The 12,723-nt window shown below is 70.2% G+C and carries 11 protein-coding genes; 8 read left to right on the forward strand and 3 right to left on the reverse strand.

Annotation, left to right across the window (positions count from 1 at the left end; translation table 11 throughout):
• The first annotated feature begins 7 nt into the window (after positions 1 to 7).
• The 4 genes from tatC to EDF42_RS06260 all read left to right on the forward strand — a co-directional run bounded on the left by tatC (position 8) and on the right by EDF42_RS06260 (position 5,301).
• Positions 8 to 760, forward strand: a complete 753-nt coding sequence (tatC, locus tag EDF42_RS06245) for a twin-arginine translocase subunit TatC (protein ID WP_111084003.1) — start codon at positions 8 to 10, stop codon at positions 758 to 760.
• Positions 757 to 3,201 carry an RNA helicase gene (locus EDF42_RS06250; protein WP_123671759.1) on the forward strand — a complete coding sequence of 815 codons (2,445 nt, stop codon included), beginning with the start codon at positions 757 to 759 and terminating at the stop codon, positions 3,199 to 3,201. The genes tatC and EDF42_RS06250 overlap by 4 nt, the downstream gene beginning before the upstream one ends.
• An 11-nt stretch (positions 3,202 to 3,212) precedes the next feature.
• Entirely contained in the window at positions 3,213 to 4,805 is a 1,593-nt protein-coding gene (lnt, locus tag EDF42_RS06255) for an apolipoprotein N-acyltransferase (RefSeq protein ID WP_260212675.1), read from the forward strand.
• Positions 4,806 to 4,950: 145 nt separating this feature from the next.
• On the forward strand, positions 4,951 to 5,301 hold the full coding sequence (locus EDF42_RS06260) for an RNA polymerase-binding protein RbpA (RefSeq protein ID WP_111084006.1): 351 nt from the start codon (positions 4,951 to 4,953) through the stop codon (positions 5,299 to 5,301).
• 73 nt (positions 5,302 to 5,374) lie between these two features.
• On the opposite strand, the gene EDF42_RS06265 is transcribed toward EDF42_RS06260, so the two are convergent.
• Both EDF42_RS06265 and EDF42_RS06270 read right to left on the reverse strand, forming a co-directional pair.
• Positions 5,375 to 6,601 (reverse strand): SPFH domain-containing protein, encoded by a 1,227-nt coding sequence (locus EDF42_RS06265; protein ID WP_123671760.1) that lies wholly within the window; start codon positions 6,599 to 6,601, stop codon positions 5,375 to 5,377.
• Positions 6,598 to 7,071, reverse strand: a complete 474-nt coding sequence (locus tag EDF42_RS06270) for an NfeD family protein (RefSeq protein ID WP_235035827.1) — start codon at positions 7,069 to 7,071, stop codon at positions 6,598 to 6,600. The genes EDF42_RS06265 and EDF42_RS06270 overlap by 4 nt, the downstream gene beginning before the upstream one ends.
• 154 nt (positions 7,072 to 7,225) lie before the next feature.
• Between EDF42_RS06270 and EDF42_RS06275 the strand changes: the two genes are divergently transcribed.
• The 4 genes from EDF42_RS06275 (at position 7,226) to EDF42_RS06290 (ending at position 11,657) form a co-directional block, all read left to right on the forward strand.
• On the forward strand, positions 7,226 to 7,987 hold the full coding sequence (locus EDF42_RS06275; protein WP_111084008.1) for an SDR family oxidoreductase: 762 nt from the start codon (positions 7,226 to 7,228) through the stop codon (positions 7,985 to 7,987).
• A 10-nt stretch (positions 7,988 to 7,997) separates the two neighbouring features.
• Positions 7,998 to 8,453 (forward strand): NUDIX hydrolase, encoded by a 456-nt coding sequence (locus EDF42_RS06280; RefSeq protein WP_123671761.1) that lies wholly within the window; start codon positions 7,998 to 8,000, stop codon positions 8,451 to 8,453.
• A gap of 424 nt (positions 8,454 to 8,877) precedes the next feature.
• Positions 8,878 to 11,271 (forward strand): excinuclease ABC subunit UvrA, encoded by a 2,394-nt coding sequence (locus tag EDF42_RS06285; RefSeq protein WP_123671762.1) that lies wholly within the window; start codon positions 8,878 to 8,880, stop codon positions 11,269 to 11,271.
• Between the two features lie 119 nt (positions 11,272 to 11,390).
• Positions 11,391 to 11,657, forward strand: coding sequence for a hypothetical protein (locus EDF42_RS06290; protein WP_123671763.1), 267 nt, complete (start codon positions 11,391 to 11,393; stop codon positions 11,655 to 11,657).
• 96 nt (positions 11,658 to 11,753) lie between these two features.
• Here the strand turns inward: EDF42_RS06290 and EDF42_RS06295 are convergent, their stop codons facing one another.
• The gene (locus tag EDF42_RS06295; RefSeq protein ID WP_123671764.1) at positions 11,754 to 12,653 is read right to left on the reverse strand and encodes a shikimate dehydrogenase; all 900 of its coding nucleotides are present in this window, start codon (positions 12,651 to 12,653) and stop codon (positions 11,754 to 11,756) included.
• Between the last annotated feature and the right edge of the window lie 70 nt (positions 12,654 to 12,723).

The raw sequence follows: 12,723 nt of genomic DNA on the forward strand, positions 1-12,723 counted from the left end.
AGGCCGCATGTCGCTCGGGCAGCACCTCATCGAGCTGCGCAACCGCCTGTTCCGCGCAGTGATCGCCGTGGTCATCGCCGCGGTCGGTGGATGGTTCCTGACCCCGTTCGTGCTGGACTCGCTCCGGGCACCGGTGGCCGAGCTCGCCAAGGTCGGCGGGCACACGGCCGAGCTGAACTTCCCGATGATCACGGGCGCGTTCGACCTCAAGCTGCAGATCGCGATCACGATCGGCATCGTCATCGCCAGCCCGGTCTGGCTCTACCAGATCTGGGCCTTCATCGTGCCCGCCCTGGTGCGGCGTGAGAAGCAGTACGTGTGGGGCTTCCTCGGTACCGCGATCCCGCTGTTCTTCGCCGGGTGCTACTTCGGGTGGTACATCCTGCCGCACGTGGTCGGCATCCTCGGCAGCTTCGTGTCCAGCCAGGACACCTCGATCGTCGACGCGAAGGCGTACTACGACTTCGTCATCAAGCTCATCGTCGCGGTCGGCATCGCGTTCGTGCTGCCGGTCTTCATCGTGCTGCTGAACTTCGTCGGCGTCCTGTCAGCGGCGGCGATCATCAAGTCCTGGCGCATCGCGATCCTGTGCATCCTGGTGTTCTGCGCGATCGTCACGCCGAGCGCCGACGTCATCTCGATGTTCCTGCTGGCCGTCCCGATGGTCGTGCTCTACATCGCCGCGTGCGTCGTGGCCTGGTTCCACGACCGCAGGGTGGCGAAGAAGCAGGCCAAGCTCGACGAAGAGTACGGCCTGTGACGGGCGCGGACCTCAGCGCGGCCGAGCGCTTCGCCGCCGCCAAGGTCCGGAACCGCTCGCGCAACCTGGAGCTGTTCCGCGCCGACCTGCGCTTCGACCTCGACCCGTTCCAGTTCGCCGCGTGCGACGCGCTCGACCAGGGCCGCAGCGTGCTCGTGGCTGCGCCGACCGGTGCCGGCAAGACGATCGTGGCCGAGTTCGCGATCTGGCTGGCCATGCGGCAGCCGACGGCGAAGGTGTTCTACACGACACCGATGAAGGCGCTGAGCAACCAGAAGTACGCCGAGCTGGTCGAGGTCTACGGCGAGTCCGAGGTGGGCCTGCTCACCGGTGACACGAACGTGAACCCGCGGGCGCGGGTCGTCGTGATGACGACCGAGGTCCTGCGGAACATGATCTACGCCGACTCCGACCTGCTCGACGACCTGGCCTGGGTCGTCCTCGACGAGGTCCACTACCTGGCCGACCGGTTCCGCGGTGCGGTGTGGGAAGAAGTGATCCTGCACCTGCCGACCGAGGTCCGGCTGGTCTCGCTCAGCGCGACGGTGTCCAACGCCGAGGAGTTCGGCGACTGGCTGCAGGCCGTCCGCGGGGACACCGACGTCATCGTGTCGGAAGACCGCCCGGTCCCGCTCGAGCAGCACGTCCTGGTCGGTTCGAAGATGGTCGACCTGTTCGACTCGAGCGGTGCGGCGGCGACGAACCGCGTCAACCCGGAACTGCTCCGCATGGTCGGTGGAGCCTCGCGCAGCGAACGGCACGGCGGCGGCCACCGTGGCGGACGAGGGCGTGGGGGATACCCCGACCGCCGTGGGCCGCGTACCGAGAAACTGCACCGCGAACGCATCGCGCACATGCTCGACGAGCGGATGCTGCTGCCCGCGATCTTCTTCGTGTTCAGCCGAGCCGGGTGTGACCAGGGCGTCCGCAACGTCCTGCGCTCCGGCCTGTCGCTCACCACGGTCCCGGAGCGCAACGAGATCCGCGAGACCGCGGAGTACCACTGCCGCACCCTGCCGGACGAGGACCTCGCCGTCCTCGGCTACTGGGAGTTCCTCGAGGGCCTGGAGCGCGGTGTCGCCGCGCACCACGCCGGCATGCTCCCCGCGTTCAAGGAAGTGGTCGAGAACCTCTTCCAACGCAAGCTGCTCAAGGTGGTGTTCGCCACCGAGACCCTCGCGCTCGGTGTCAACATGCCCGCGCGCACGGTGGTGCTCGAGAAGCTCGAGAAGTTCAACGGCGAGGCCCGTGTCCCGATCACCCCGGGGGAGTACACCCAGCTCACCGGGCGTGCCGGACGCCGTGGCATCGACGTCGAGGGGCACTCGGTCATCCAGTGGACCGACGGCCTCGACCCCCAGGCCGTCGCCTCGCTCGCCAGCCGGCGCACCTACCCGCTGAACTCGTCGTTCAAGCCGACGTACAACATGGCCGTCAACCTGATCGACCAGTTCGGGCGGCAGCGCACGCGCGAGGTCCTCGAGACCTCGTTCGCGCAGTTCCAGGCCGACCGGTCCGTGGTCGACCTGGCCCGCAAGGTCCGCTCGCAGCAGGAGTCCCTCGAGGGCTACCGCGAGGCCATGCAGTGCCACCTCGGCGACTTCACCGAGTACTCGACGCTCCGCCGCGAGCTCTCCGACCTCGAGCGCACGAACGTGCCCGGTGGGCGCGAGGCCTCGCACGGCGCGCGGCAGGAACGGCAGGCCGCGATCACGGCGGTCCGTCGCCAGATGCAGCGGCACCCCTGCCATGCCTGCCCCGATCGCGAGGCGCACGCCCGCTGGGCGGAGCGCTGGTGGAAGCTGAAGCGCGTCAACGACAAGCTGCTCCAGCAGATCCGGTCCCGCACCGGTGCCGTCGCGACCACGTTCGACCGGGTCACCGACGTGCTCCTGCAGCTCGGCTACCTCGTCGACGCCGGCAACGGCGAGGCCACCGTGGCCGCTGGTGGCCGCCGGCTGCAGCGCATCTACGGCGATCGCGACCTGCTCGTCGCCGAGTGCCTCGAGGCGGGTGTCTGGAAGGACCTCACGCCGGCACAGCTCGCCGCGATGGCCGCCACGATCATCTACCAGCCCCGACGCGACGACGCCCCCGGCACCGAGCACGCACTGCCGCGCGGCGCGTTCCGTCCGGCCCTCGACGAGACCCTGACGATCTGGTCGCGCCTCGACGACATCGAGCGCGATGCCCGTCTGGCCGGTTCGGTGCCGCCCACCCCGGCGATGGCGGTGGGCATGTTCCGCTGGGCCTCCGGCTCGGCCCTCGACGACGTCCTGCGCACCCTCGACCTGCCCGCCGGCGACTTCGTCCGCTGGTCGAAGCAGGTCATCGACCTGCTCGACCAGATCCGGAACGCCGGTGACGACGACCTCGCCCAGACCGCCCGACGTGCGACCGACGCGGTGCGCCGCGGCATCGTCGCCTACGCCGCGGTCTGACAGGAGGCACGGTGCGGGTTCCGGAGACCGGTGTGCGCGGGGTGCCCGCGCGCGTGGGCCGCGGTGCGGTCGCGGACGGCACGTTCGCGGCGCTCCCGCTGGGCAGCGCGCTGCCCCTGGCCGTCATCGGCGGGGTGCTCTTCGCGCTCGCGTTCCCGTCTCCCGGTTGGTGGTTCCTGGCCTTCCCGGCCCTGGCCTGCATGCTCCTCGCCGCGATGGGCCAGCGTGCCCGCAGGGCCGCGTGGCTCGGCTACGTGGCCGGTGCCGCGTTCTGGATCCCGGCCATCTCGTGGGCCGGCCGCTACCTGGGGCCCGTCCCGTGGTTCGCGCTGGCGTTGTTGGAGGCCGCGTTCTTCGCCCTCGGCAGCGTCGCGATCGCCCTTGCGTACCGCTGGGTCGCGCGCGTGGTGCCCTCGACCGCCGGGCGCGTGTGGGGCCTCCCGGCCGTGGTCGCCGCACTGTGGACCGGACGCGAGTGGTTCTCGGGGAGCTGGCCGTACGGCGGTTTCGCCTGGGGGCGCGTCGGTCTGTCGCAGTCGCAGGGGCCGTTCACCCACCTCGCGGCGTACGTCGGCGTCCTCGGGGTGACGTTCGTGGTCGTCTACTGCGTCGCGGTCGTCGTGTCACTCGCCCTCGTGTCCCCGCGGGCGCCGGGCGCGACCCTGCGGCTGCCGGTCCGGGTCGCGACCGCCGGGTTGCTCGTCGCCGCCGTGCTGGCGGTGCCGGCCTGGCCGACCGCGACGTCCGGCACCATCCGGATCGAGTCGGTGCAGGGCAACGGGCCGGCCGGGTACTTCGACCGGGCTGCGCCGGGCGAGGTCCTGGCGGCGCAGGTCGCGGCGACCGACGTCGAGGCGAAGGACGTCGACCTCGTCGTCTGGCCCGAGGCCTCCGCCGAGTTCGACCCGCGCCAGCAGCCCGTGATCGCGTCGTCGCTCGACGCCGTCGTAGACTCGGTCGGTGCGCCGCTGGTCGCCGGAGCCATCACGCAGACCCCGTCCGGGGTGCTGCACAACACGTCGTTCGTGTGGACCGCCGACGGGTGGCAGTCGTCCTACGACAAGAAGCGCCCGGTGCCCTTCGGCGAGTACGTACCGGACCGGTGGTTCTTCTCGAAGCTCGCGCCGTCCCTGATCGGCCTGCTGCAGCGCGACTACACGCCGGGGACGAAGCCGAACGTCCTGCCGGTGGCGGGGATCAAGGCGGGCATCGCGATCTGCTTCGACATCGTCGACGACGGACTGACCCGCGACATGGTGCGCGGGGGAGCGCAGGTGATCCTCGCGCAGACGAACAACGCGGACTTCTCCGGCACCGACGAGAACCTGCAGCAGCTCGAGATCGCGCGGATGCGGGCGATCGAGACCGGTCGGTCGCTCGTCAACATCTCGACCGTCGGCGCTTCGCAGGTCATCGACCCGTCCGGACGCACCATCGACCGGGTCCCCGAGTACACCGCGACCTCGATGGTGACCGACGTGCCGCTCGGCACCTCGACGACCCCGGCGTCGCTCGCTTCGGGGTCGATCGCGTTGTTCCTGTCGCTCGGCGGGCTCCTCGTGCTGCTCGCCTGTGCACCGTGGGGACGCCGCAAGCGCTCCTGATCCGCCGCCGCGTCCCTGTCCGTCCGAGGCTGTGATCCTGTGCATCGGGGCCACGCACTGGGAACGGACTGTGAATGCGCCCAGTCGGGAACGACGGGGCGTGGGACAGTGTTGTGGAGGGCAGACGAGCGAGAGGAGCACACACATGGCTGATCGGAGTCTCCGCGGCATGCGGCTCGGGAGTCAGAGCCTCCAGAGCGAAGAGGGCGTCGAGCTCTCGGACCGCAAGCGCGCGGTCTACCAGACCGATTCGGGGGAGACCTTCGACATCGTCTTCTCCGCTGACGCAGACGTGCCCCAGACCTGGTCGGAGCCTCGCTCCGGCCGCGAAGGACGGCTGCTCGGTGACGACGGCATCCCCGTCGAGGTCGCAGCAGAGGACGTCAAGGCGCCCCGTACCCACTGGGACATGCTGCTCGAACGTCGCTCGCGCGAGGAACTCGAGGAGCTCCTCGAGGAGCGCCTGCAGGTCCTGCGCGCACGACGCGGTGCCTGACACCACCACCTGACGAACGACGATGCCCGCCCCGGTTCCCCGGGGCGGGCATCGTCGTTCGTGGTGGTGCGGGTCAGCGTCGGCCGGAGCCGTCGCTGGTGCGGTGCCCCGACGCTTCGTCGTTCGGGTGCTGCGCGGCGTCGGCTTGCGGGGCCGGTGCGTCGTCGACCTTCTCGGCGGTCGCGTCGTCGGCGGCTGCGAGGTGCGCGTCGACGCTTCGGTTCGACTCGGCCAGTCGCGCGTCGAGGTCGGACTCGGGGACGATGTCCGCGGCGGTCGCATCCGCACGCGGCATGGTGGTGTCCGCCGACCCGGCGGCCGCGGTGTTCGCCAGGCTCTCGTTCGCGAGCTTGGAGATGCGGGAGAGGAAGTCCCCGCCCGAGCCGGCGCCGGCGACCGGGCCGCTGCCGCTCCGTCCGCCGGAGAAGCCCTTCGCGATGCCGGACAGTGCCTCGGTGAACTCGCTCGGGATCATCCAGAGCTTGTTCGCGGTGCCCTCGGCGATCTTCGGGAGCATCTGCAGGTACTGGTACGAGAGCAGCTTGTCGTCGGGGTCACCGGTGTGGATGGCCTCGAAGACCGTGGCGATCGCAGAGGCTTCACCCTCTGCGCGGAGCACCTGGGCCTTGGCGTCACCCTCGGCCGCGAGGATGGCGGCCTGCCGCTGCCCCTCGGCCTCGAGGATCTGGGACTGCTTGGTGCCCTCGGCCTGCAGGATCGCGGCACGACGGCTCCGCTCGGCACGCAGCTGCTGCTCCATGGCGTCCTGGATGGACACGGGCGGCTCGATCGCCTTGAGCTCGACACGGCCGACGCGGATGCCCCACTTGCCGGTCGCTTCGTCGAGCACGACGCGGAGCTGACCGTTGATGTTGTCGCGGCTGGTCAGGGCCTCTTCGAGGTTGAGGCCACCGACGACGTTGCGGAGCGTGGTGGTGGTGAGCTGCTCGACGGCGCCGAGGTAGTTCGCGATCTCGTACGTCGCCGCGCGGGCGTCGGTGACCTGGAAGTACACGACGGTGTCGATGGAGACCACGAGGTTGTCCTCGGTGATCACCGGCTGCGGCGGGAACGACACGACCTGCTCGCGCATGTCGAGCAGGGGCCGCAGGCGGTCGATGAACGGCACGAGCAGGTTCAGGCCCGGCGAGAGGGTCTTGTGGTACTTGCCGAGGCGTTCCACGATGCCCGCGGTGGCCTGCGGGACGATGCGGATCGCCTTGGCCAGGACGACGATCACGAAGATGACGACGACGAGGATCAGGACGAGCAGTGCGATCGTCCCGGGTGTGATGGTCACGAGGTGGCCCTTTCTGCGAGGCGCACGACCGCGGTCGACCCCTCGATCGACTCGACGACCACGGGGGTGCCGAGTGGCGGTGTGCGGTCGATGGCGCCCACGGCGAACCGTGCGCTCCAGGTCTCGCCGTTGGCCAGGCGGACCTGACCAGGAGCAGATGATGTGAACGCGACGGCGACGGTGCCGGGGAGCCCGATGAGCCCCTCGATGTTCGTGCGGTGCGGGTCGGCGCCTCGGCCGAGCATGAGCAGCAGGCGCGGTCGCACGAGCGACAGCAGCACGAGCGCGAGCACGGCGGAGATGATGGCGGACAGCCACCACGGGGCGCCGAGCAGGGCGGCGATCAACCCACCGGCGGCTCCGGCCGCGAGCATGATGAAGATGAAGTCGAGGGTGAAGATCTCGACCACTCCCAGCAGCAACACCAGTCCGATCCAGACGATGGTCTGGATCCAATCGATTCCGTTCACGCGATCTCCCTCCCTCGGTCGCGCGCCGTGGCTCGCAGCGTCGCGACGGCCGGTACAACTCCGTTCAACATATCAGGAGGGTCGGTCGGCCGTGCAGGCGATTGGTAGGCTCGGTGCGGCCGACCGGCCGGAACACGACCTGGAGAACACGACTGTGAGCAACCCCCTCGCCCCCGGATCCCTCACCGACACGCGCGCCGTCGTCACCGGCTCGTCGCGCGGCATCGGCGCCGACACCGTCGGGTACCTGGCCGAGGCCGGCGCCAAGGTCGTCGTGAACTACCGCAACAAGGCCAAGCGCGCCGAGCAGATCGCCGAGAAGGTCGTCGCGGCCGGTGGCTCCGCCCTGGCGATCGGCGCCGACCTGACCGACCACGAGTCGGTGCAGGCGCTCGTCGACACCGTCGTGCAGGAGTGGGGCGGCATCGACCTGCTCGTCCTGAACGCCTCGGGTGGCATGGAGTCCGGGCTCGGCGAGGACTACGCGCTCCGCCTCAACCGCGACGCGCAGGTCGACATGCTCCAGACGGCCGTGCCGCACATGCCCGCCGGGTCGCGCGTCGTGTTCGTCACGAGCCACCAGGCCCACTTCGTCGAGACCGCCGAGACGATGGACGAGTACGTCCCCGTCGCCAAGAGCAAGCGTGCCGGCGAACTCGCCCTGCGCGAGCTCATCCCGCAGCTCGAGGCCGCCGGCATCGAGTTCGTCGTCGTCTCCGGCGACATGATCGAGGGCACGATCACCGCGACCCTGCTGAACCGCCTGAACCCCGGCGCGATCGAGGGCCGCCGGCAAGAGGTCGGCAAGCTCTACAGCGTGTCGGAGTTCGCCGCCGAGATCGCCCTCGCTGCGATCGAGCCGATCCCCGCCGACCACACCAAGCTCGTCGGCGACGTCAGCGGCTTCGTCGGCTAGCGTCGGGCGGGTGACTGCCAAGCCCGGCCTGCGCCGAACCTCCCGCATCATCCTGCTCGACCCCGAGGGTCGCGTGTTCCTGATGGACACGAACTCGCCGTCGTCGGACGGTGCCCACCGGTGGATCACGCCGGGTGGCGGGGTCGACCCCGGCGAGGACCACCGCGACGCGGCGATCCGCGAGCTGCGCGAGGAGACCGGCATCGTCATCGACGACCCGGGTGAGCCCGTGTGGTCATGGGACTTCACCGTCGAGTGGGACCTCGCCGACCACGACCGCGGCCACAGCGAGTTCTACGTCGTGCGCACCCCGGGCTTCGAGTTGTCGGACGCCGAGTGGACGGACGACGAGCGGGTCGACATCCTCGCGTCGCGCTGGTGGACCGCCGACGAACTCGACGCCACCGACGAACCGTTCGAACCGGCGGAGCTGCCGGAGCTGGTGCGTCGGTTCGCCGCCGCCTGACCCAGCCGTCGTCTGACCCGGCCGTCGTCTGCACGGTGCCGGGTCCGTCGGTCGGTGCGGGGCTGGTGGCGTGGTGCGCGCTTGTGGCGCTGCACGGTGCGTGGAACCGCGCACGGGGTGAGAAGGTGCGCACGGTGCTGTCGGGAGGCGCGGTGCGGGCCTGATCCGTGACTCCTGTCCGGTGGCGGGTCGCGTCCAACGCACGGTGCTGGGTCCGTCGGTCGGTGCGGGGTTGGTGGCGTGGTGCGCGCTTGTGGCGCTGCACGGTGCGTGGAAGCGCGCACGGGGTGAGAAGGTGCGCACGGTGCTGGCGGGAGGCGCGGTGCGGGCCTGACCCGTGCCTCCTGTCCGGTGGTGGGTTGCGTCCAACGCACGGTGCTGGGTTGTCTTGTCGGTGTCGGTACCCGCCGGTACGCTGATCGACATGCATACCAGTTCCGGTGACGACGCCGCCCCGAGCCTGAGCGTGCACGCCGCCGACGGCCACGACCGGATCCGCGTGCGCGGTGCCCGCGCCAACAACCTGCGGGGGATCGACGTCGATCTGCCGAAGCGTCGACTCACGGTGTTCACCGGTGTGTCCGGGTCCGGCAAGAGCTCCCTCGTGTTCGGCACGGTCGCCGCCGAGTCGCAGCGGATGATCAACGAGACGTACAGCGCCTTCGTGCAGGGCTTCATGCCGTCGCTCGCACGACCCGACGTCGACCTGCTCGACGGCCTGACCACCGCGATCGTCGTCGATCAGGAGCGCATCGGTGCCGACCCGCGGTCGACCGTCGGCACCGCCACCGATGCGAACGCGATGCTGCGCGTGCTCTTCAGCCGTCTGGGCGACCCGCACGTGGGTGGTCCGAACGCGTTCTCGTTCAACCTGGCGACGGTCACCGCCGGGGGAGCGATCACCGTGCAGAAGGGCAAGGACGCCAAGGCCGAGAAGGTCTCGTTCACTCGGCTCGGCGGAATGTGCGCCGACTGCGAGGGGCGCGGGCTGGTCAACGACATCGACCTGACGCAGCTGTTCGACGACTCGAAGGCGCTCGGCGACGGGGCGATCACGATCCCCGGCTACGGCACCGACGGGTGGAACGTCCGGATGTACGCGGAGTCCGGGTACTTCGACAAGGACACCCCGATCCGCGACTTCACCGAACAGGAGCGCGCCGACTTCCTCTACCGCGAGCCCACGAAGCAGAAGATCGCCGGCATCAACATGACGTACGAGGGGCTCGTCCCCCGGGTGCGCCGTTCGATGCTGCAGAAGGACCGCGAGGCGATGCAGCCGCACATCCGCGCCTTCGTCGACCGTGCGGTGACCTTCACGACGTGCCCGGCGTGCGGCGGCACCCGGCTGAACGACATCGCCCGCTCGTCGAAGATCAGCGGGAAGAGCATCGCCGACGTCTGTTCGATGCAGATCACCGACGTCGTGCCGTGGCTGCGGGCCATCGACGACCCCGGCGTCGCGCCGCTGCTCGACGGCCTCCGCGACCTGCTCGAGTCGTTCGTCGAGATCGGTCTCGGCTACCTCTCGCTCGACCGCCCGACCGGCACGCTGTCCGGGGGAGAGGGGCAGCGGGTCAAGATGGTGAAGCACCTCGGGTCGTCCCTCAGCGACGTCACGTACGTCTTCGACGAGCCGAGCACCGGGTTGCACCCGCACGACATCGAGCGGATGAACGGCCTGCTGCTGCGGCTGCGCGACAAGGGGAACACCGTGCTCGTGGTCGAGCACAAGCCCGAGGTGATCGCGATCGCCGACCACGTCGTCGACCTCGGCCCGGGCGCCGGTTCCGGCGGCGGGACGCTCTGCTACCAGGGTCCGGTGCAGGGGCTGCGGGGGAGCGGGACCATCACCGGTCAGCACCTGGACGACCGCGTCTCGGTGAAGACCGCCGTCCGCCGTTCCGACGGGGCGATCGCGATCCGCGGTGCGTCGGCACACAACCTGCACGACGTCGACGTGGACGTCCCCACCGGGGTGCTCACCGTCGTGACGGGTGTCGCCGGATCCGGCAAGAGCACGCTGATCCACGGGTCACTCGCGCATCGCGAGGGTGTCGTGGCCATCGACCAGAGCGGGATCCGCGGCTCCCGACGCAGCAACCCGGCGACGTACACCGGGCTGCTCGAACCCATCCGCAAGGCGTTCGCGAAGGCCAACGGCGTGAAGCCCGCGCTGTTCAGCGCGAACTCCGAGGGTGCGTGCCCCGCGTGCAACGGCGCCGGTGTCGTCTACACCGACCTCGGGATGATGGCGGGCATCGCCACCCCGTGCGTGGAGTGCGACGGCAAGCGGTTCGACCAGTCGGTGCTCGGCTACCAGCTCGGTGGCAAGGACATCAGCCAGGTCCTGGGCATGTCCGTCGCCGAGGCCGTGGCGTTCTTCGCCGACGGCCCGGCCGCGCTGCCTGCTGCGCACACGATCCTGGCACGCCTGGCCGACGTCGGACTCGGGTACCTGACGATCGGGCAGCCGCTCACGACGCTGTCCGGCGGAGAGCGGCAGCGGCTCAAGCTCGCGACGCACCTCGGTGAGCGTGGCGGCATCGTCGTGCTCGACGAACCGACCACCGGACTGCACCTGGCGGACGTCGCCCAGTTGCTCGGGCTGCTCGACCGTTTGGTGGACTCGGGCAAGACCGTCGTGGTGATCGAGCACCACCAGGCCGTGATGGCGCACGCCGACTGGATCATCGACCTCGGGCCCGGCGCGGGGTACGACGGCGGACGGATCGTGTTCGAGGGCACGCCCGCCGACCTCGTCGCCGCCCGCTCGACCTTGACCGGCCAGCACCTGGCGGTCTACGTCGGCGCCTGAAGCAGGGGACAGGTTCGTGCGCGGAACCTGAACGTTGCCGGTGCGATTCGGATAGCGTTTGATCGACGCTCACGATCGGCTACCCGGCCTGGATCGGCGTCCTGATCGAAGGAGCTCTCATGTCCAACTCCGGCAACGCGCCCGCTCAGTCCAACACCTTCGGTGTCGTCTCCTTGGTGCTCGGCATCGTCGGCGTCGTCGGCGGCATCTTCGTCGCGCTGATCGGCATCATCGCCGGCATCATCGGCCTCGTGCTCGGCATCCTGGCGCGCAAGCGTGGGGGCAGCCGCGGCACCGTCCTCGCCGGCATCATCCTGTCGGCCGTCGCGATCGTCATCGGCATCGTGGGCTACATCCTGACGGCGGTCATCCTCACCCAGTCGTGATGGAGTGCCCGGTACTCGGGCGTCTCCGGTGCGCCCGCAGGCGTGCATCGTGAGCAGAAGAGGTCGAGTCCGTCATCGGGACTCGACCTCTTCTGCTCATTCGGCGCCTTCGCGTCCGGTCCGGTCACCGGCGGTTCGCCCCTCGGCGAGGAACCCGGTGAAGGCAGCGCGCACACGGTCGAGGTCCGGCTCGAGCCCGGTGATGTGTCGGAGGCTCGCGACCGCCTGACCGACGGCCATCCAGCCACCGTCGACCACCCGGCATCCGGCCGCACGTGCCGACCGGACGAGCGGCGTCTCGAGCGGGAAGTAGACGGCGTCGGAGACCCAGGCGCCTCGGGGGAGCAGCGCGGGGTCGAATGCCTGTCGCGGATCGTCGTTCATTCCGAGCGGTGTCGCGTTGACTGCCCCGTCCGCCGTCGCGAGCACCTCGGCGGCATCGGTCATCACCAGGACGCGGGCGTCGACGGGGGAGTCGGTCGGTGGCTCGAGCGTCGCGACGAGCGCCTCCGCGCGGCCGACGTCCGCATCGACGACGTCGAGCCGCCGGACACCGAGTCCGACGAGCGCGTGGGCGATCGCCGAGCCGGCACCACCGGCACCGAACTGCACGACGTGCTGCCCGGCGACCGCGCCGAGGCCGCGTTCCACGGCGATCCGGAAGCCGGTCTCGTCGGTGTTGTACCCGATGCGGCGGCCGTCGCGGAACAGCACGAGGTTGACCGCACCGATCCGGGCAGCGCCGGGATCGAGGGCATCGAGCAACGGGACGACGGCCTGCTTGCAGGGGTGCGTGACGTTGACCGCGCGGTACCCCTCGGCCTCGGCGGTGGCGAGCAGTTCCGGAAGGTCCGCCGCAGTGCTGCCGAGTACGTCGAGGTCGAGCAGGCGGTACTCGTAGTCGAGTCCGAGCACCCGGCCCTCTGCTTCGTGCATCAGGGGAGTCAGCGACCGGTGCAGTCCGGCGCCGATCAGCCCGACGAGCGTGTGCGGCATCGTTCCTCCCGTGGCGTCGACCGGCCGTCCGACACTAGCGCGCTGTGGATGGAGCCCGATGCGTCCTCAG

Source organism: Curtobacterium sp. PhB172, assembly GCF_003752545.1.
Lineage (GTDB): Bacteria > Actinomycetota > Actinomycetes > Actinomycetales > Microbacteriaceae > Curtobacterium.